Annotated in this window: 15 protein-coding genes and 1 pseudogene; 7 read left to right on the forward strand and 9 right to left on the reverse strand. The window is 72.1% G+C overall.

The window, feature by feature from the left end; genetic code table 11:
* Positions 1–38 precede the first annotated feature (38 nt).
* A complete protein-coding gene (locus tag DVA86_RS16060) occupies positions 39–500 on the forward strand; it encodes a MarR family winged helix-turn-helix transcriptional regulator (protein WP_208879145.1) in 462 nt (153 codons plus the stop codon).
* 43 nt (positions 501–543) lie between these two features.
* Here DVA86_RS16060 and DVA86_RS16065 read toward each other — a convergent pair whose 3' ends face one another.
* Both DVA86_RS16065 and DVA86_RS16070 read right to left on the reverse strand, forming a co-directional pair.
* Complete coding sequence (locus tag DVA86_RS16065) at positions 544–903, reverse strand: WhiB family transcriptional regulator (RefSeq protein WP_208879146.1); 360 nt, start codon at positions 901–903, stop codon at positions 544–546.
* A 266-nt stretch (positions 904–1,169) separates the two neighbouring features.
* Entirely contained in the window at positions 1,170–1,970 is an 801-nt protein-coding gene (locus DVA86_RS16070; RefSeq protein ID WP_208879147.1) for a DUF1707 SHOCT-like domain-containing protein, read from the reverse strand.
* A gap of 106 nt (positions 1,971–2,076) precedes the next feature.
* Between DVA86_RS16070 and DVA86_RS16075 the strand changes: the two genes are divergently transcribed.
* Together DVA86_RS16075 and DVA86_RS16080 are read left to right on the forward strand one after the other, a co-directional pair.
* Positions 2,077–3,810 carry a fumarate hydratase gene (locus DVA86_RS16075; protein WP_245996639.1) on the forward strand — a complete coding sequence of 578 codons (1,734 nt, stop codon included), beginning with the start codon at positions 2,077–2,079 and terminating at the stop codon, positions 3,808–3,810.
* 10 nt (positions 3,811–3,820) lie between these two features.
* Complete coding sequence (locus DVA86_RS16080) at positions 3,821–5,248, forward strand: class II fumarate hydratase (RefSeq protein WP_208879149.1); 1,428 nt, start codon at positions 3,821–3,823, stop codon at positions 5,246–5,248.
* Between the two features lie 302 nt (positions 5,249–5,550).
* On the opposite strand, the pseudogene DVA86_RS16085 reads toward DVA86_RS16080, so the two are convergent.
* Positions 5,551–6,578: pseudogene (locus DVA86_RS16085) on the reverse strand (SDR family NAD(P)-dependent oxidoreductase).
* A 215-nt stretch (positions 6,579–6,793) separates the two neighbouring features.
* Between DVA86_RS16085 and DVA86_RS16090 the strand changes: the two are divergent.
* Positions 6,794–7,966, forward strand: a complete 1,173-nt coding sequence (locus tag DVA86_RS16090; RefSeq protein ID WP_208879151.1) for a serine hydrolase domain-containing protein — start codon at positions 6,794–6,796, stop codon at positions 7,964–7,966.
* A 134-nt stretch (positions 7,967–8,100) separates the two neighbouring features.
* On the opposite strand, the gene DVA86_RS16095 is transcribed toward DVA86_RS16090, so the two are convergent.
* The 5 genes from DVA86_RS16095 to DVA86_RS16115 form a co-directional block, all read right to left on the reverse strand.
* The gene (locus DVA86_RS16095; protein ID WP_208879153.1) at positions 8,101–8,853 is read right to left on the reverse strand and encodes a dienelactone hydrolase family protein; all 753 of its coding nucleotides are present in this window, start codon (positions 8,851–8,853) and stop codon (positions 8,101–8,103) included.
* 215 nt (positions 8,854–9,068) lie between these two features.
* A complete protein-coding gene (locus DVA86_RS16100) occupies positions 9,069–10,037 on the reverse strand; it encodes a sigma-70 family RNA polymerase sigma factor (RefSeq protein WP_208879154.1) in 969 nt (322 codons plus the stop codon).
* Positions 10,038–10,047: 10 nt separating this feature from the next.
* A complete protein-coding gene (locus tag DVA86_RS16105; protein ID WP_208879156.1) occupies positions 10,048–11,313 on the reverse strand; it encodes an NAD(P)/FAD-dependent oxidoreductase in 1,266 nt (421 codons plus the stop codon).
* A gap of 117 nt (positions 11,314–11,430) precedes the next feature.
* A complete protein-coding gene (locus DVA86_RS16110; RefSeq protein WP_208879158.1) occupies positions 11,431–12,162 on the reverse strand; it encodes a hypothetical protein in 732 nt (243 codons plus the stop codon).
* Positions 12,163–12,240: 78 nt separating this feature from the next.
* Complete coding sequence (locus DVA86_RS16115) at positions 12,241–13,602, reverse strand: amidohydrolase (RefSeq protein ID WP_208879160.1); 1,362 nt, start codon at positions 13,600–13,602, stop codon at positions 12,241–12,243.
* Between the two features lie 347 nt (positions 13,603–13,949).
* On the opposite strand from DVA86_RS16115, the gene fdh reads away from it, so the two are divergent.
* The 3 genes from fdh to nrfD all read left to right on the forward strand — a co-directional run bounded on the left by fdh (position 13,950) and on the right by nrfD (position 19,399).
* Positions 13,950–17,336, forward strand: coding sequence for a formate dehydrogenase (fdh, locus tag DVA86_RS16120; protein WP_222623424.1), 3,387 nt, complete (start codon positions 13,950–13,952; stop codon positions 17,334–17,336).
* Between the two features lie 105 nt (positions 17,337–17,441).
* Positions 17,442–18,410 (forward strand): 4Fe-4S dicluster domain-containing protein, encoded by a 969-nt coding sequence (locus DVA86_RS16125; protein ID WP_208879162.1) that lies wholly within the window; start codon positions 17,442–17,444, stop codon positions 18,408–18,410.
* The gene (nrfD, locus tag DVA86_RS16130; protein WP_245996646.1) at positions 18,410–19,399 is read left to right on the forward strand and encodes an NrfD/PsrC family molybdoenzyme membrane anchor subunit; all 990 of its coding nucleotides are present in this window, start codon (positions 18,410–18,412) and stop codon (positions 19,397–19,399) included. Before DVA86_RS16125 ends, nrfD begins: the two co-directional genes overlap by 1 nt.
* Before the next feature lie 120 nt (positions 19,400–19,519).
* Here nrfD and DVA86_RS16135 read toward each other — a convergent pair whose 3' ends face one another.
* Positions 19,520–20,131, reverse strand: a complete 612-nt coding sequence (locus tag DVA86_RS16135; protein WP_208879163.1) for a DUF1707 SHOCT-like domain-containing protein — start codon at positions 20,129–20,131, stop codon at positions 19,520–19,522.
* Positions 20,132–20,135 lie beyond the last annotated feature (4 nt).

The following is a 20,135-nucleotide window of genomic DNA, read 5'->3' on the forward strand; positions in this document are numbered from 1 at the left end:
TAGCGTTTGCGTCAGATCGAACGCCAGGGAGGGACGCCATGATGGACCATACCGACGCAGAGCTCGCCCAGCACCCGGTGGGCTACTGGACCGGGGCCGCACACGAGGCCGTCATCCGCTACATCAACGCGGAGCACGCCAAGGCCGGCGTGACACAGCGGCACTGGATGACGCTCAACGCCCTGCTCAGAAACGAGGGCGGGCTGACCCGCGAGGAGGTCACGGATCAGCTGAGCCGCTACATGACGCCGCAGATCGGCGACGTCTCCACCTATCCGGCGGTGCTCGACGACCTGCTCGGGCGCGGCTGGGTCGCCGCCGGCCCGGACGGCAGGCTCACGCTCACCGGCGAGGGGCACGCCGGACGTGCGCGCGTCGCCGGGCGCACCGAGGGCATCCGCGCCGTACTCCACGAGGGGGTTACCGACGAGGAGTACGCCGCCGCGGTCAGGGTGCTGCGCCGCATCACCGCCAACGCGGGCGGCCCCGAGACGCTGTGACTCAGGGCCGAAGTGCCTCGATACGGCCTCAGCCCGCAGAGCCTCAGGCGATGCGGCGTATTTGCGAGCCCTCCGCCGCTGCGGCGGCCCGTCGGCGGCGGGCGAGGACGACGCGGCGCTCGGCGGCGGTGAGACCGCCCCACACGCCGTACGGCTCGGGCTGCACCAGCGCGTGCTCACGGCATTCGCCCAGCACCGGGCAGCCGGCGCAGACGCGCTTGGCCGCCTGCTCACGGGACAGTCTCGCCGCAGTCGGCTCCTTGGACGGGGCGAAGAACAACCCCGCCTCGTCGCGGCGGCAGACCGCCTCCGAGTGCCAGGGGCCGGCCTGATCGCCACGCGCGGGCGCGCGCTGGGCGGGGACGGTGGCGGCCTGCAGTGACTGATGCGGCGGTTGCAGCACGGTCTACTCCTGACGAGACGGCTACGGCGGGTCGATCTGTCGATTGATTCACCTTCACCCGTCTTGCTGCGCACGGCAGGTCACGCAGATCGTGCAGATCACACTGCCGCCGTACGAGAGACGATGCCGGAGCAATACCCGCTGTGCGCAGGCTTACTCATACGGTGGCAGGGGGTCGGCCGGCCGCGCGAAGTGTCTTGATCCGCACCCCCGTACGGCGTACGACTGCGGGCCGGAGCGTCAACGTCCGTACGGCGCGGGACCGTTCAGCGGCGCTTGCGCAGATCGCGGAGGAACTTCCCCCGCTTGGGCCGCGCGTCGACGCCGCCGAAGATCGCCGCGCCCTGCACGAGAACGACAGGGGCGTCGGGATCGGGCGAATCGTACGACTTCACGTCGAACCCCCCGAAGATCCCGGTGCCTTTGCCCCGGAGCGTCACGTTCTCCGGGACCCGGATCTCGATGCCGCCGAAGATGGCAGTGGCGTTGATCACAATGTGCCGCTGCTCGAATATCGCCTCGGTGAGGTCGATTTCGACGCCGCCGAAGCAGGCGAACGCGTTGGTCTTGCGGCCGATCCGCCAACGCCCCCTGCGGGTGGCCCCGCTGAAGATCGCCACGGCGTTGTCGCTCGCGCCGTACCCGGAGTGCGAACCCTCGTCCACCGTCGCCGCCCGGTCGTCCGCCGGGCGCTCCTGCGGCAGATCGCGGACCAGCGGCTCCAACTCGCCCATGGTCTTCGCGGCGTAGACCGCGTCGATCCGCTCGGAGTGCTCGTCCGTGTCGAGCCGGCCCTCCGCGAGTGCCTCCCGGAGGATGTCCGCAACGCGGTCCCGGTCGGCGTCCGAGGCGCGCACCTCGGAGCCCGCAGCGCGCGCAGACCCAGAGGACGCGGCGGACCCAGAGGACGCAGAGGGCGCGGCGGGCGCGGACGCGGTGGAAGCCGCGGGCGCGGCAGGCGCGGCCTCACCGTCGCCCTTCTCGCCCTTCCCGGGCTTCTCGAGGCTCGTCGCCGGGCTCGGCCCGGCGTCACTTCCGGGGCTCTTGTCGAGCGGGGAGTCAGTCACGTCACCAGCCTACCCAAACGCGATAGATCGCGACTACCCCGGAGCGGACCGCACTCGGCGGGCGTTCTACGCTGGGACGCGCTCACTGCCGAGAGGAAGATGTCCGATGGCCGCCAGTCCCGCCCGTTCCGCCGGCTCCGCAAGCTCCGCCGACTCCCGTCCTCCGTACCCGGAGTTCGCCTACACGGACCTGCTGCCGCTGGGCCCGGACAGCACGCCGTACCGGCTGGTCACGGCCGAGGGCGTGCGCACCTTCGAGGCCGACGGGCGTACGTTCCTGTCCGTCGAGCCGGAGGCGCTGCGCACGCTGGCCGCCGAGGCGATGCACGACATCTCCCACTATCTGCGGCCGGCCCATCTGAGCCAGCTGCGCCGCATCCTGGACGATCCCGAGGCCAGCCCCAACGACCGGTTCGTGGCACTCGATCTGCTGAAGAACGCGAACATCGCCGCCGCCGGCGTCCTCCCCATGTGCCAGGACACCGGCACGGCCATCGTGATGGGCAAGCGCGGCCAGCAGGTCCTGACCGGGGGCGGCGACGAGGCGGCGCTCTCGCACGGCATCCACGACGCGTACACGAAGCTCAACCTGCGCTACTCCCAGATGGCGCCGCTGACCATGTGGGACGAGAAGAACACCGGCACCAACCTGCCCGCCCAGATCGAGCTGTACGCGACGGACGGCGACGCGTACAAGTTCCTGTTCATGGCGAAGGGCGGCGGCAGCGCGAACAAGTCCTTCCTCTACCAGGAGACGAAGGCGGTGCTGAACGAGGCGTCGATGATGAAGTTCCTGGAGGAGAAGATCCGTTCGCTGGGCACCGCCGCCTGCCCGCCGTACCACCTGGCGGTGGTGGTGGGCGGCACGAGCGCCGAGTACGCGCTGAAGACCGCGAAGTACGCCTCCGCCCACTACCTCGACGAGCTCCCCGGCGAGGGCTCCCCCGCCGGACACGGCTTCCGGGACCGGGAGCTGGAGCAGCAGGTGTTCGAGCTGACCCAGCGGATCGGCATCGGGGCGCAGTTCGGCGGCAAGTACTTCTGCCACGACGTGCGCGTCGTACGGCTCCCCCGGCACGGCGCGTCGTGCCCCGTCGCGATCGCCGTGTCCTGCTCGGCGGACCGGCAGGCGCTGGCGAAGATCACGCCGGAGGGCGTGTTCCTGGAGCAGCTGGAGACCGACCCCGCGCGCTTCCTGCCGGAGACCACGGAGGAGGAGTTGGCGGCGGCGGAGAACGTCGTACGGATCGACCTCACGCGCCCCATGGCCGAGATCCGTGCGGAGCTGTCGAGGCACCCCGTCAAGACCCGGCTGTCGCTGACCGGGCCGCTGGTCGTCGCCCGCGACATCGCACACGCGAAGATCAAGGAGCGGCTGGACGCGGGCGAGGAGATGCCCGCGTACCTCCGCGACCACGCCGTCTACTACGCGGGCCCCGCCAAGACCCCGGAGGGCTACGCGTCCGGCTCGTTCGGGCCGACCACGGCGGGCCGCATGGACGCGTACGTGGAGCAGTTCCAGGCGGCGGGCGGCTCGTACGTGATGCTCGCCAAGGGCAACCGCAGCAAGCAGGTCACCGACGCCTGCCGGACGCACGGCGGCTTCTACCTCGGCTCCATCGGCGGCCCGGCGGCGCGGCTGGCGCAGGACTGCATCAAGAAGGTGGAGGTCCTGGAGTACGCGGAGCTGGGCATGGAGGCGGTCTGGCGGATCGAGGTGGAGGACTTCCCGGCGTTCGTGGTCGTGGACGACAAGGGGAACGACTTCTTCACCGACCCCGGTCCGGCGCAGCCGTTCGTGACCTCCATCCCGGTCGGCCCGGGACGGTACAAGCAGTAGATTCGGGTCCATGACCGAACACGCTGGACACACCGGGCTCCCCGCGGAGGACGGCGCCGAGTTCCGTACGGAGCACGATTCCATGGGCGAGGTGCGCGTGCCCGCGCACGCGAAGTGGCGGGCGCAGACGCAGCGCGCCGTGGAGAACTTCCCGGTCAGCGGGCAGCGCCTGGAGCGCGCGCACATCGAGGCGCTGGCCCGGATCAAGGCCGCCGCGGCCGTCGTCAACGCCGAGCTGGGCGTGCTGGACGGGGAGCGGGCCGCGGCCGTACGGGAGGCGGCCGAGGAGGTCGCCGAGGGGCGCTGGGACGCGCACTTCCCCGTCGACGTGTTCCAGACGGGCTCCGGCACCTCTTCCAACATGAACATGAACGAGGTCGTCGCCACCCTCGCCACCGAGCGCCTCGGCGCCCCCGTGCACCCCAACGACCACGTCAACGCCAGCCAGTCGTCCAACGACGTGTTCCCCTCCTCGATCCACATCGCCGCCACGGCCGCCGTCACCGGGGATCTGATCCCGGCCCTGGACCACCTGGCGGCGGCGCTCGGGCGGAAGTCCGAGGAGTTCGCGGACGTCGTGAAGTCGGGCCGTACGCATCTGATGGACGCCACGCCCGTGACGCTGGGCCAGGAGTTCGGGGGCTACGCGGCGCAGGTGCGGTACGGCGTGGAGCGGCTGCGGTCGGCGCTGCCGCGGCTCGCGGAGCTGCCGCTGGGCGGTACGGCGGTGGGCACGGGCATCAACACGCCGCCGGGCTTCGCGGCCGCGGTCATCGCGGAGACCGCCCGTACGACCGGGCTGCCGCTGACCGAGGCCCGCGACCACTTCGAGGCGCAGGGCGCGCGGGACGCGCTGGTGGAGACCTCGGGGCAGCTCCGTACGGTCGCCGTCGGCCTGACCAAGATCTGCAACGACCTGCGCTGGATGGCCTCCGGCCCCCGTACGGGGCTCGCCGAGATCGCGCTGCCCGACCTGCAGCCCGGCTCGTCGATCATGCCGGGGAAGGTGAACCCGGTCGTCCCGGAGGCGGTGCTGATGGTCGCGGCCCAGGTCACCGGGAACGACGCGACGGTGGCGGCGGCCGGCGCCGCGGGCAACTTCGAGCTCAACGTGATGCTGCCGGTGATGGCGAAGAACCTGCTCGAGTCCGTACGGCTGCTCGCGAACGCGGCGCGGCTGCTCGCCGACCGCACCGTGGACGGCGTCACGGCGGACCGGGAGCGCGCGCGGGAGTACGCGGAATCGTCGCCGTCGGTGGTGACGCCGCTCAACAAGTACATCGGGTACGAGAACGCCGCCGCCGTCGCCAAGAAGGCGCTCGCCGAGCGGAAGACGATCCGCGAGGCCGTGCTCGACGCAGGGCACGTGGAACGCGGCGACCTCACGCTGGAGCAGCTGGACGAGGCGCTGGACGTGCTGCGGATGACGCACCCGTAAGCGCGGGCCGTACGGGACGCGGCGGGTCGCGCCGGGCCGTGGCGGCACCGCGGTGGGCTCGGGGTGGGGCTGGCCCTTAGACACAGCTGACGATGCCGACGAAGGCGTAGCGGTAGTGTCTGGGGGCGGGCGGTGGCGGTATGAAGCCCCGGGCGGCCAGGTGTCACAGGGAGCCATCACAAGGCAACCACCCCCAAGCCATACCCAGGGCCACTGGATCCTCCGGACCGTACGACAGCCCATCCGACCCATCAACAACGTAGGACCACCCCCCAGGTCATGCCTTCGACAGGGGGCAACAGTCATACCGGGCCCGGAGGCCAGCGGTCCTCTTGCAGGACCGCGAAGAAGATAACGGGGCATCCGGGGCTGGTGGTGGGGTCAACGCCGGTTGCGGGGGCGACGCCGGTCAGGGTGTGGCTGGCGTCCCACAACCGCGCCGCGGTGGTGGTGTCGGCGAGGTGGTTCCACACCGGTTCACACGTCGGGGTTTGCCGCGCAGGCTGAAGACGCGCGGTCCCCACAACTCCCCACCGCGCACGGCCGGGTCGAGCACCGCCCGGACCGCGGGCCACGCGCCGGCGTGCTTGCCCTGGAGGAACAGCGCGGCCGGTGCCCCGAGGAGCCGCGCACCGGCGGTCCGCGCATGGACCGGCGGCCGTGACGGGGTCAGGGAGTCCAGCGCGACGCCGGGATGGGCCACGACGCTTGCCACCGTGCTGTCGACGGCGCGCAGGCGGCGGTCGAGTTCGAGGCCGAAGTACATCTGCGCCAGCTTGGAGCGCCCGTAGGTGCGCTTGGGCCGGTAGTCCTCACGGGACTGGAGGTCGTCGAGGTCGAGCCGTTCGGACTTCGCCGCGAAGCTGCCCGTGGTCACGACGCGGGCCGCCGGTGCGGCCGACAGCAGCGGCATCAGCCAGTGGGTCAGCGCGAAGTGCCCGAGGTGGTTCGTGCCGAACATGAGCTCGTGACCGTCCCCGGTCACCTCGCGCGGCGGGTCGTCGAGTGCGACGCCGGCGTTGTGGACCACCGCGTCGAGGCGTTCCGCGTCCAGCGATTCCACCGCCGTTGCGAGCGACGAGAGATCGGCGAGGTCCAGCCGTACGGTCCGCACCCGCGCGGCAGGAACGCGCGAGCGGATCGAGGCCGCGGCGACTTCGGCCTTCGCGGGATTCCGGCTGTCCAGTACGACAGTGGCTCCGGTTGCGGACAGCTGCTCCGCGACGAAGTACCCGATGCCGGCGTTGCCGCCGGTGACCAGGAAGACTCGGCCGTCGGCACGCGGCAGCCGGTGGACATCCCAGGGACGGGCGGAGGGCGTGGACGACATGGCGGCGGTCTCCCTTGCCGTTGAGGCGGCTGCGGCTGTCCTGGAGGGCAACTCGACGCCCACGGTCCCAGCGGCTCCCGACACATCGCCTACGGATCACCGACAGGCGCGCCGTACGGTCGTTGTACGGCCGTTGTACTATCGGCACGTCGGCCTCATGGACGTCCCGTGGCGAACTCGCGGGCCCGTTGTCGGCAGCTACTCGAGGACTATTCATGAGGCTGTCCGCATTCCGTGCTCCCGTCGCGTTCGCACTCGTTTCCGCCCTGGCACTGGCCGCCTGCGGCAGCAGCAGCGGCGCCCCCGAAGCCGCCCGTTCGGCGGGCCCGGGTTCTCCCTCACCCACGTCTGATCTCACGGACGACTCGATCCAGGCGATCCTCGACAAGGCCCTCCCCCGCGGCGGGAGCGGCACGGTGGTCGCCGCCCGCGGCGGCGAGGTCACGCACTGCGCCGGTTACGGGATGGCCGACCGGGCCCAACGCATCCCCGCGAGCTGCGACACGGTGTACGACATCATGTCGATCACCAAGTCGTTCACGGCCGTGGCGATCATGAAGCTGCACATGGCGGGCGAGCTGCGGGTCAGCGACAGGATCAGCAAGTTCGTCGGACCCGTCCCCGCGGACAAGCGCGACATCACGATTCACCAGCTGCTCACCCACACCTCCGGGCTGCCGGAGGCGCTGGGAGACGACTACGCCCCCGTCTCCCGCCAGGAGATGATCGAGGGGGCCGCCAAGTCCAGGCTGGTCGCCCCGCCCGGCACGGAGTTCGCGTACTCCAACCTGGGCTTCAGCCTGCTGGCCGCCATCGTCGAGAAGGTCTCCGGCACGGACTACGAGCGCTTCCTGGCGAAGCAGATCTTCGCTCCCGCCGGCATGAAGCACACCGGCTACGTCCTGCCACGCTGGGACAGGAAGCAGATCGCGGTGGAGTACGACGAACGGGGCGTCTCCCAGGGGCGGCCGCTGGACCAGCGGTGGGCCGCCGACGGACCGTACTGGAACCTGCGCGGCAACGGCGGTCTGCTGTCCACCGCTCGCGACATGTACCGCTTCCACCGCGCTCTGGCCGATGGCACACTCCTGGACCGCGAGGCGCGGGCCCTGATGTTCAAAGCCCACGCCCCCATGGGTCTGCCGGGCTACGACGGCTACGCCAGCGGCTACGGGTGGGGCATCATGCCCGACCGGAACCTCGCGACCCACTCCGGCGGCAACGACTGGTCGTACGGCGTGAACGTGCACGCCGTGAACGGTGACCTGATGGTGTTCTGGATCAGCAACCAGGCCGTCCGGGACGGGAAATGGGATCTGCAGGAGATTTCCCGTCCTCTTGTGCTGAAGCTGGTCAAGCAGCTGCAGGCCGGCTCATCCGGTCAGTGAGCCCGTATGCCGTCGTGACGGCGTGCGTCGCGAGCGGCGTGCGTCGCGCTGGCGTGCGTCGTGACGGCGTGCGTCGTGACGGCGTGAACGCAGCGGCGCCCTACGGGCAGTACGGGCGCCGCTGCCGCTGACCGTCAGGCCGCCGAGGTGGCCGCCCGGCCCAGGTGCCGGTCGTAGAACCGCGCCTTGTCGTCCAGCTCGAACGGCGGGGTGCCGGTGTGCCCGCCCAGGTTGGCGTGCAATGTCTTCTCCCTGGTGCCGAAGGCGTCGAACAGGTCCAGGGCCCGCTGCCGCGGGTTCCCTTCGTCGTCCCACTGCAGCAGGAGCAGCAGCGGAACGGTCACCTGCCGGGCCTCCTCGCGCTGGGCGCGGGGCACGTAACCCCCGGCGAAGAAGCAGGCGGCCGCGATGCGCGGCTCGGTCACCGCCAGCCGGATGCCGAGGGCGGTCCACCCCGAGTACCCGACCGGGCCGCCGACTTCGGGCAGCGCGAGGAGGGCGTCCAGGGTGGTGCGCCAGTCCGGGGCCGCCTTTTCGACCAGCGGGCCGACGACGGACTCGAAGATCTCGTCGGCCGGTTCACCGGCCTGCACCGCCCGGCGCAGGTCGGCGCGGGCCTGCTCCTCCGCGGCGGAACGGGCCCGGTCACCGCACCCGGCGGCGTCGATGGTGGCCACCGCGTAGCCGTACACCGCGGTGCGCCGGGCCCGTGCCACCAGCCGGGGATCGCGCTTGGGCAGACCGTTGTTGTGGGCCATCAGGATCAGCGGAGCGGGCGCGGCGGAGGCGGCGCGCGCGGGCGTCCACAGGACGCCGGGGATCTCGCCGAGGGTGAATTCGCGTTCGAGGACGCCGTCTTCGAGACGCTGTTCAGAAGTGACGCGCATGGTCGTGCCTTTCGGGAGTGCCTTGTGGTCGAGGCGCTCCCGGCGACACCTACGTCAGTCGCCGGCCGTGACGGGAAGGGGGAGCACCCATCGCTACAGCGTTCATGGGTCTCACCTCCTCGGGCGGTGTCACGGTCGACTGCAAGCTACCCGCCCGCTCACCGTCCCTCCAGCCCTTTTCCGCGAGCGGACATGACGGTGCCGCCACTGCCGGTTCACCACTGGTGGACGAGCGGCGTGTCCGGCTCGTCGTACCGGCGCCAGGCCTCGGTGATACGGCCGAGGCGGGCCGGGGCGGCGACGCCGACCACGGCTGCGATCCTGCCGCCGGTGATGTCGAACGTCACGGTGCCGATGACCTCGTCGCCGATCACGAACAGGATGGCGGGGGCACCGTTGACGAGCGCGTAATGGGCGGCCGGCGTCTCTCCGGCGAAGCGGCGCTGCGCGGACGCGGGCTTGAATCCGGCCTGTGCGATCGCGGCGATGCGCTGCGGAGTATCGTACCGCAGCAGCGTCCTGGTCAGGCCCGCGCCGTCGGAGGTCGCGGTCGCGTCGTCGGTGAGCAGCGCCACCAGCCGCTCGGTGCGGCCCGAGGAGGCGGCGGCGAAGAACTCCTCGACGATCCCGCGGGCGGACGCCCGGTCGGCCGCCCGGCCGGCCTCGCCGCCGCCGCGGCGCGTGTCGCTGATACGGCGCCGGGCCCGGTGAAGGTGCTGCTGGCTCGCGGACTCGGTGGTGTCGAGGATCGCGGCGATCTCGGCGTGGCCGTACGAGAACGCCTCGCGCAGGACGTAGACGGCCCGTTCGACGGGCGACAGGCGCTCCATGAGCGTCAGCACGGCCAGAGAGACCGATTCGCGCTGCTCGGCGGTGTCGGCCGGGCCGAGCATCGGGTCGCCCTCGAGGAGCGGTTCGGGCAGCCAGGCGCCTGCGGTGCGTTCGCGGCGGGCCTGTGCCGAGCGGAGCCGGTCGAGGCACAGGTTGGTGACGACCTTGGTCAGCCATGCTTCCGGCACCTTGATCCGCTGCCGGTCCGCGGACTGCCAGTGCAGGAACGCGTCCTGTACGGCGTCCTCGGCGTCGGCGGCGGAGCCCAGCAGCCGGTAGGCCAGTGAGGCCAGCCGGTTCCGGCTGGCCTCGAACCGGCTGGTGTCGAAACGATCAGCGGCCGCGCTGTCCATGCGGGTCACCCTAGGCGGCTGCACGACCGCTCTTTCCGGCGGACGTGTCGGGCGCGTCGGACGCGTACGGAGCCTTGGAAGCGTACGGCGTGGCGGTCAGGCGGCGCCTGCGCCTGGGCAGGCCGAAGGTGGGGTGCGAGGTGCCCCACAGCGCCCCCTTCGCGATGGCCGCCTTGATCCGCGCGGCTTTCCGGCCGCCCATGTGCTTCGGCTTCGCCTGCCCTTCGCCGTCGACCGACTGCCAGATCCCGTCCGTTCGCCCGAGGCTGATGGCGTTGTACAGGTGGACCAGCTTGACGTTCGCGATCTCGCGGCCGGTCAGTCGTCCGACGATCGCCTCGATGGCCTGCCGGCCGGTGTACCCGGCCGATCCGCAGGACATCGGCAGCGGCAGGCCGTTGTCGGCGAGGGTGTGGACGCTGTCGCCGACGGCGTAGACGTCCGGATGCGAGACCGACCGCATGGTGCGGTCGACGACGATCCGGCCGTTCCCGGTGACCTCCAGGCCGCCGGCGGCGGCGATGGGGTCGACCGCGAAGCCCGCCGCCCACACGGTCGCGTCGGACGCCAGGACGGTGCCGTCGGCGCACAGCACCCGCGTCGCTTCGACGGCTTCGACGCCGGCGTGCTCCAGAACGGTGATGCCCAGCCGGTCGCACGCCCGGCGCAGGTGGTCGCGGGCTCCGGCGGAGAGCCGGGCGCCCAGCTCACCGCGCGCGACCAGCGCCACCGACAGGCCTGGCCGTGCCTCGGCGACCTCGGTGGCGGTCTCGATGCCCGTCAGCCCCTCGCCGACGACCACCACGCTCCCGCCGCCTCCGCCTCGCATGTCCGGGTTGCCCAGCCCCTCCAGGTCGTCCAGGCGCTCGCGCAGACGCAGCGCCGAGGGCCTCGCGGCGACGTCGAAGGCGTGCTCGGCGACGCCGGGGACGGCGTGTACGTCGCCGTGGCTGCCGAGCGCGTACACGAGCGTGTCGTAGCCGAGTTCACCGCCGCCGGAGGCGTCGGCCACGGCCACGAGACGGCGCTCGGGGTCGACGGCGGTGACCCGGGCCACGCGCAGCCGGATCCCTGTGCCCGCGAAGACGTCGGCGAGCTGCGGGGCCTCGATGTCCCGGCCCGCCGCCAGCTGGTTCAGGCGCAGCCGCTGGACGAAGTCCGGCACGGCGTTCACCACTGTGATCTCGGTGTCCGACCGGGACAGCCGACGGGCCAGGTTCCCGGCCACGTAGGCCCCGGCATAGCCGGCGCCGAGGACAACGATGCGGTGCTTCATGTGATGCTCCCGTCAGTCCGCTCTGCTCTGCCCTTCGTGGGTTGAGCGGGACAGCGCCCCGATTCCTGACAGGAACCGCGTATGGCGTGGATCACATGGGGTGAGGTCCAGCCGGGATCAGCCGGAGTCCGGGTCGCCGAAGCCCGGGTCGGGCTCGCCGAAGCCGGGGTCCGGTTCGCCGAAGTCGACGCGGCCGTCGTCGTCGATCCAGATGGGATCGTTCGCCCACCGCAGGCGCCAGTCGCCGTTGTGGCAGCGGTAGGAGATGCTCTGGCACTCGTAGCGGAGGGCCTTGCCGGCCTCGGCGAGGAAGACCTTGGGCATCTTGTCGCAGCGCGGCGGCACTTCCTTCTCGTCCTTGCGGGTCCAGCCGTACGCCGCGTAGACGGTCTTGGCCGTCAGCACGCCCTTCGCCGGCCACGCCCGGTAGCGGGACGTGGACCAACCGCCGGAGGCGTCGATGTCGGAGAACTGCACCTTCCACTCGGCCTTCAGCCCTTCGTAGAAGACGGTGCAGCGGTAGTACGCCCCCTTGCCCTTCTTCTCCTGCTCGCACTCGCCGGGCCGTACGTCGCCGATGACTCCCGCCATGTCGATCGTGTCCGTCATCAGCTGGCGCATGACCTGGTCGAAGAGGTCGGGGCGTTCCTTCTCGGGAGGCAGGGCCGCCTCGACTTCCAAGCCGCTCCCGGCGCTCGGTGGATCAGACGGCAGCGAGATCCGTACGGGCAGCTGCTTCCCCGCGGAACGCGTCGGCGCGGGCATGTCGTCGCAGTCACCGACGCTCTCGGAACAGCCCGCCAACGCCAGCACGGCGGCCGCCGTCATCGGCCCCACAGCACGCTTCATGACGCCTTCGTACCCCGTACCTCCCGGGACCCCTCCCCGGCGGACAGGACGGCGGGGGCCGGGGGCGCAGGAGGGCGCTCAGCCGTCGTAGTCCTGGACACGGCGGCCGTGGTCGCGGTCGAGCAAGTGCGGGAGGCGGGTACGGAGTTCCGCGAGGATCTCCGGGACGTCGAGGGTCAGCAGCTGCCGGTCGCGCATCAGGACGCGCCCGTCCACGATCGTCGTACGGACGTCCGCGGAGCGCGCGCTGTGGACGAGGGCGGCCGCGAGGTCGTGTACGGGCTGCACGTGCGGGCCCGTCACGTCCACCAGGATCAGGTCCGCGCGGCGGCCCGGCGCGAGCGCGCCGACGCGGTCGCCTAGGCCGACCGCCCGCGCGCTCTGGGTGGTCGCGTGGTCGAGGGCCTGGCGGGCGGTCAGCCAACGCGGGTCACCCGTCGCGGACTTCTGCACCAGCGACGTGAGCGCCATGCTCTCCCACACGTCGAGGGAGTTGTTCGACGCGGCGCCGTCCGTGGCCAGCCCCACCGGGACGCCGATGGAGGCCAGTGACCGCAGGGGCGTGGTGTCCCACGCGAACTTGAGGTAGCCGCGCGGCGCGGTCGCCACCGCGACGCGTCCCGTCGCCCGCTCCAGTACGGGCAGGTCGTCCTCGGTGATGCCCGTGCCGTGGGCGAGGAGCACGTCCGCGTCCAGGAGTCCGCAGTGCTCGAGCACCCCTACGGGCGTACGGCCGTGCCGGGCCAGGCTGTTGTCCGTCTGTGCCCGGTTCTCGGCGGCGTGCAGGTGCACCGGCAGGCCGTGTTCGCGGGCGAGCGCCGCGGTGGCCGTCAGGTCGGCGTCGTCCACCGTGTACGGGGCGTGCGGGGCCAGCGCGGTGGTGATCCGCCCGTCGGCGCCGTCCCGCCAGCGGAGGGCGAAGTCCAGGGAGCGTTCGCGGCCCTCGGGCCCCTGCGAGGAGAAGTACGCCCAGCCGAGATGGGCCCGCAGGCCGCTCCGTACGGTGGCGGCGGCCACGCGGTCCATCGCGAAGTAGTGGTCGGCGAAGGCCGTGACGCCGCCGCTGATCATCTCGGCGCAGGCCAGCAGGGCGCCGAGTTCGACATCGCGGTCGGTGAGGTTGGTCTCGACGGGCCAGATCCGGTCGTTGAACCACTCCTCGATCGGCAGGTCCTCCGCCATGCCGCGGAAGACGACCATCGGCGCGTGGGTATGGCAGTTGATCAGGCCGGGCATCGCCACCTGTCCGCGCGCGTCGATGCGTTCGGCAGCGGGCAGATCCGCCACCGCGCGCGCGGAGGTGACCGCGTCGATGACCCCGTCGCGTACGACGACCGCGGTGTCCTCCGCAAAGCCGATGCCGCCCTCCGCGCCGTGCACCAGTGCCGTACAGCCGGTGACGACGATGTCCGCGGGCGCCTCCGTAGGAGTGTCGGGCATGGGGCCTCCTCGTGTGCTCACGTCTGTACGGGTCCGTACGGCACCGCGTGCGCTCTGCTGCCGTCGCGGGGCCAGCCTGCCGCAGATCCACGCCGTACGGGGCGGCAACCGTACGGATCGCGATCGCGCACCGTACGGAGCACGCCGTACGGATCACGCCGTCGTACGGATCACGCCATACGGATGCCGTTACGCATGAGACGCCGTTCCCGGGGGACTACGGACCGGGCCAGCCGAGCGAGCCAAGCGAGCGGCAGCCGCGCGCTGCCCAGGGAGAGGCGGGAGGACCAGCCGTGGGCATACGCGACGGCCTGCGCAACAGCCTGCGCGACGGCCTGAACGACCGCATACGCGGCGTCCTGCGCGACTGGCCGGTGTACCGGCAGCTCACGGGCGGTGACGTACTGGGCCGCGGGGCGGCCGTCACGTCCGCGTACACGGAGGGCCTGCGGCCCCGTACGGACACCGCGGACCGCGTGGTGCGGTCCGTGTGCCCGTACTGCGCCGTGGGCTGCGGACAGCGCGTGTACGTCAAGGATGACGAGGTCGTGCAGATCGAGGGCGATCCCGACTCCCCCGTCAGCCGCGGCCGGCTGTGCCCGAAGGGCTCGGCGACGCTCCAGCTCACCACCGGCTCGGCGCGCCGCCACCAGGTGCTGTACCGGCGCCCGTACGGCACGGACTGGGAGCCGCTGGACCTGGAGACGGCGATGGACATGGTCGCCGACCGCGTCGTCGAGACGCGCCGCCGCACGTGGGAGTGGGAGAGCGGCGGGCTGCGCACGGCGCGCACCCTCGGCATGGCGAGCCTCGGCGGCGCCACGCTGGACAACGAGGAGAACTACCTCATCAAGAAGCTCCTTACCGGTCTCGGCGTGATCCAGGTCGAGAACCAGGCGCGGGTGTGCCACAGCTCCACGGTCGCCGGGCTCGGCACGTCGTTCGGGCGCGGCGGCGCGACGACGTTCATGCAGGACCAGCAGCACTCGGACTGCATCGTCATCCAGGGCTCCAACTACGCGGAGGCGCACCCCGTCGGCTTCCAGTGGGTGATGGAGGCCAAGGCGCGCGGCGCGCGCGTCATCCACGTCGACCCGAGGTTCACCCGTACGAGTGCGCTCGCGGATCTGCACGTGCCGATACGGGCGGGTACGGACATCGCGTTCCTCGGCGGGATCATCCACCACGTGCTCACGGAGGAGAAGGACTTCCGGGAGTACGTGCTCGCGTACACCAACGCCGCCACCCTCGTCAGCGAGGACTTCCGGGACACTGAGGACCTCGGCGGCGTCTTCTCCGGCCTGGACGAGGAGGGCCACCACTACGACCCGACGAGCTGGCAGTACGCCGGGGACCACGTGCAGGCGTCGGCGGGGGCGCGCGACGAGCAGTACGAGCGGCGCGTGGAGCAGGGCGAGGCGGAGGACGTCGCAGGGACAGACGGCGGTGGCCGCGTCGACACCGAGACCCGGCGCCGCGTCAAGCCCTCCGGCGGCGCCGAGACGCACGGCTCCGGCGGCCCGCAGGCGGACTCCGCCGCGTACCGCGACGAGACGCTGCAGCACCCACGCTGCGTCTACCAGATCCTCCGGCGGCACTACGCCCGCTACACCCCCGAGGCGGTCGAGCGGATCTGCGGCGTCCCCCGCGACACGTTCCGGCAGGTGTGCGACGCGCTGACGGCGAACTCGGGCCGGGAGCGCACCAGTTCCTTCGCGTACGCGGTGGGCTGGACGCAGCACTCCGTCGGCGCGCAGTACATCCGTGCAGCAAGCGTCCTGCAGCTCCTCCTGGGCAACATCGGCCGCCCCGGCGGCGGCATCCAGGCGCTGCGCGGCCACGCGTCGATCCAGGGCTCCAGCGACATCCCGACGCTGTTCAACCTGCTGCCGGGCTATCTGCCGATGCCGCACGCCCACGCGCACGAGGACCTGGACCGGTTCGTCGCGGGCAGCCGTACGGACAAGGGCTTCTGGGGCGACATGCGCGCGTACTTCGTCAGCCTGCTGAAGTCGTACTACGGCGACGCCGCCACCGCCGCGAACGACTACTGCTTCGACCACCTCCCCCGCCTGACCGGCTCGCACAGCACGTACGAAACGGTCCTCGCGCAGCTCGACGGCGTGTGCAAGGGCTACTTCCTGATGGGCGAGAACCCGGCGGTGGGCTCCGCCAACACCCGCCTCCAGCGGCTCGGCATGGCGCAGCTGGACTGGCTGGTGGTCCGCGACTTCTCGCTCATCGAGTCCGCGACGTGGTGGCAGGACGGGCCGGAGATCGAGTCGGGCGAGCTCCGTACGGAGGACATCGGGACGGAGGTGTTCTTCTTCCCCGCGGCCTCGCACACGGAGAAGTCCGGGTCGTTCACGAACACCAACCGCTGGGTGCAGTGGCACCACGCCGCAGTCGAGCCGGGCGGGGACGCGCGCAGCGACCTGTGGTTCATGTACCACCTGGGGCGGCGCATCAAGGCGAAGCTGGCGGACTCCGACGACCCCATGGACCGGCCCGTACGGGACCTCACCTGGGACTACCCGGTGGAGGGCCCGCTGCGGGAACCGGTGGCGGCGGCCGTACTGGCCGAGATCAACGGGCACGGCCCGGACGGTGCGCCCCTGTCGTCGTACACGCAGCTCAAGGACGACGGTTCGACGCGCTGCGGCTGCTGGATCTACTGCGGTGTGTACGCGGACGGCGTCAACCAGGCCGCGCGCCGCAAGCCGCACACCGAGCAGGACTGGGTCGCGGCCGAGTGGGCTTGGGCGTGGCCCGCGAACCGGCGCATCCTCTACAACCGCGCGTCGGCCGCACCGGACGGCACGCCGTGGAGCGAGCGGAAGGCGTACGTGTGGTGGGACGCCTCCGCTGACAGCGACGTTGGCGGCGACGGTGGTGCGGGCAGCGCGGGCGGTGCGGGTGACGGCGGCGGGGGCGCCACCGGCGGGGGGCGGTGGACCGGCTGGGACGTGCCGGACTTCATCCCCGACCGGGCACCCGACCACGTACCGCCCGACGACGCGTTCGGCCCGGACGCGCTGCGCGGCGACGACCCGTTCATCATGCAGGCGGACGGCAAGGGCTGGCTGTTCACCCCCGCCGGGCTGGTGGACGGGCCGCTGCCCACGCACTACGAGCCGCAGGACTCGCCGTTCCCCAACGCGCTGTACCCGGCACGGGCGCGTTCCCCCGTACGGCAGTTGCACCCGCGCGAGGGCAACCGCTACCACCCCAGCGGCGACGAGCCGGGCGCCGGCGTCTACCCGTACGTGGTGACCACCCACCGGCTCACCGAGCACTTCACGGCGGGCGGCATGAGCCGCTGGTCGCCGTATCTGGGCGAGCTGCAGCCGGAGTTCTTCTGCGAGGTGTCACCGGCGCTCGCCGCCGAACGCGGACTGCGGCACGCCGGCTGGGCCACGGTCATCACGGCGCGGAACGCGGTGGAGGCACGCGTCATCGTCACCGACCGCATCGCGCCGCTGACCGTACACGGGCGGACGGTGCACCAGATCGGGCTGCCGTTCCACTGGGGCCCGAACGGCGTCGTCACCGGCGACGCGGCGAACGAGCTCGTCGCCATCGCCCTCGACCCCAACGCCCACATCCAGGAGGACAAAGCGCTCACCGCCGACATCCGCCCCGGACGCCGCCCGCGCGGCCCGGACCTGCGCCACCTGGTGGCCGACTACCGGCAGCGCGCAGGCATCACGGAGACGACGGGGACGGCGGAATGAGGCACCGAATTCAGCGGGGCGGCCTTCGCCCATACGGCACGGACGGCACTCGGCTGGCACGGATGGCACGGATGGCACGGATGGCACTGTACGGAGGCACCGGCGATGACTGACGGTCTGCTCAGCGGCCCCGAACCCGACCCCGCGGGCGACGCGGGCCACCGCGAACCACCGCCCCGCGTGGGCTTCTTCACCGACACCTCCGTATGCATCGGATGCAAGGCGTGCGAGGTCGCGTGCAAGGAGTGGAACGCCCTCCCGGAGGACGGCCTGTCGCTCAGCGGGATGTCGTACGACAACACGCAGGAACTCGGCGCCTCCACGTGGCGGCACGTCGCGTTCATCGAGCAGACGAAGCCCGCGCTCCCTGCGGAGGTCCCTGGGCCCGACGGCCGTACGGAGCTGCCCCTCGCGGGCGACGGGAGCCCTGCGGAGTCCGCGTCCGGTGACGGCAGCGGCGGCGTGCGCTGGCTGATGTCCTCCGACGTGTGCAAGCACTGCACGCACGCCGCCTGTCTGGACGTGTGCCCTACGGGCTCGCTGTTCCGTACGGAGTTCGGAACGGTCGTCGTACAGGAGGACATCTGCAACGGGTGCGGCTACTGCGTACCGGCATGCCCGTACGGTGTCATCGAGCAACGCCCCTCCGACGGCCGCGCGTTCAAGTGCACCCTCTGCTACGACCGGCTCGGCGCGGGCCAGGAACCCGCCTGCGCGAAGGCGTGCCCTACGGAGTCCATCCAGTTCGGACCGCTGGACGAACTGCGCGAGCGCGCCGCGCTCCGCGTCGACCAGCTGCACGAGGCCGGGGTGGGCGAAGCACGGCTGTACGGCCACGACCCGGAGGACGGCGTGGGCGGCGACGGCGCGTTCTTCCTGCTGCTGGACGAGCCGGAGGTGTACGGGCTGCCGCCGGACCCCGTCGTCACCACCCGCGACCTGCCGGCGATGTGGAAGCACGCGGGCGCGGCGGCGCTGTCACTGGCGGGCGGGCTCGCGCTGTCGTTCCTGCTGCCGGGGCGGCCAGGGCGGCCAGGGCGGCCGAACGGGCGTACACGGGCTGGAGGTTGGTGATGACGGGTCACGAGACGTACGAGCGGGGCGGCGGGCGCGCGGGTTCGCACGGCCGGTGGCGCGGCGGGCGGCGCAAGGGCGACGAACCGATGGTGCCGCGCCCGGACTTCGAGAGCTACTACGGCAAGCCCGTCATCAAGGCCCCGGCGTGGTCCGCCCGCGACATCGCCGGCTACTTCTTCCTCGGCGGCCTCGCCGGCGCGGGCTCCGTCCTCGCCGCCGGCGCGCACGCCACGGGTCGTCCGACGACGGCGAAGGCGATGAAACTCTCGTCCCTGGGGGCCGTCTCCCTGTCCACCGCCGCGCTGATCCACGACCTCGGGAAGCCGTCCCGGTTCGCGAACATGCTGCGGGTGCTGAAGCCGACGTCGCCGATGAGCGTCGGATCGTGGCTGCTGGCCACGTACGGTCCGGCGGCGGGCACCGCCGCGCTGTGCGCCACGACGGGGCGGCTGCCGCGTACGGGGGCCGCCGCGACGGCGGGGGCGGCGGCACTGGGCCCGGCACTTGCCTCGTACACGGCGGTCCTGGCGGCGGACACCGCCGTACCGGCGTGGCACGGGGCGCACCGCGAACTCCCGTACCTCTTCGCGGCGTCCGCGACAGCCGCGGCCGCCGGAATGGCCCTGACGCTGGGCCCCACCCGGGAGAACTCCCCGGCCCGCTGCGCCGCCGTCCTGGCGGCGGCCGCGGACGCGGCGGCGGAACGCGCGGTGGAACGGCGCCTCGGACCCGTCGCGGAAACCCTCCGCACGGGCCGCGCGGGCACGCTGCTGCGCGCGGCGCAGGTTCTGACGGCCGCGGGCGCGGCGGGTGCGGCGCTGCTGTCGCGCCGCAGCCGGACGGCGTCGGTCGCGAGCGGGCTGGCCCTGCTGGCGGGGTCGGCGTGCACGCGCTTCGGCGTGTTCGCGGCGGGCATCGCGTCGGCGGACGACCCGAGGTACACGGTGGGTCCGCAACGGGAACGGCTGTCCGCGGCGGGCGGTTGACCCGGTCCTCGCGGGTGGTTGACCCGGTCCTCGCCGTGCGTTGCCCCGGCCCTCGCGGTGCGGCTGACCCGGTACTCGCCGTGCGACTGGCCTCGGTCAGCGACGTGCAGTCGGCCCCGGTCAGCGGGGCGGGTTCTTGCGCAGCTTGCGGCGTTCCCACCGGTTGGGGTGGCGGATCGTGACACCGGCCATGCCGCCCGTACCGGTGAGGCGGATCAGCGGCGTGCCCGGGGCACGCTCCGGGGTGGTCCTGTCCTTCACGTTGCCGATGCCCGGGTCCGCCCCGGTGACGTCGGCGGCCCACTCGTCGGGGATGACGATGGTGACTCCGGCCATCTCGCCGTTGACGTCGATCTCGACATCGGAGAGGCGGCATTCGGTCCGGGTGAAGTCGAGCGCGGCGCCGCCCATGCCGCCGCGGACGGTGATGTGGCTGGGGACGTTCCAGCGCCCGGTGCGGGAGACGCCCTGCATGCCGCCTTTGAGTACCAGGGGCTCGGCCGGGGCGGGCACCTCCGGTACCGGAAGGTCCGCGGTGAGCGGGGCCAGGTCCGCGTGGGTCTTCGCCGTCAGGGCCCGCTCCACGCGCTCGTCGAGCTCGGCCATGTCGAGGCGGCCCTCCGCCGCGGCCTCCTGAAGGCGCTCCACAACGGCCTCGCGGTCGGAGTGGGAGGCGCGTGGCGCCAATCGGGATACGGGGTCGTCACCGGGAGGCGGCTGCTCGGCGGGCATGCCC

The sequence above is a fragment of the Streptomyces armeniacus genome (assembly GCF_003355155.1).
GTDB classification, from domain to species: domain Bacteria; phylum Actinomycetota; class Actinomycetes; order Streptomycetales; family Streptomycetaceae; genus Streptomyces; species Streptomyces armeniacus.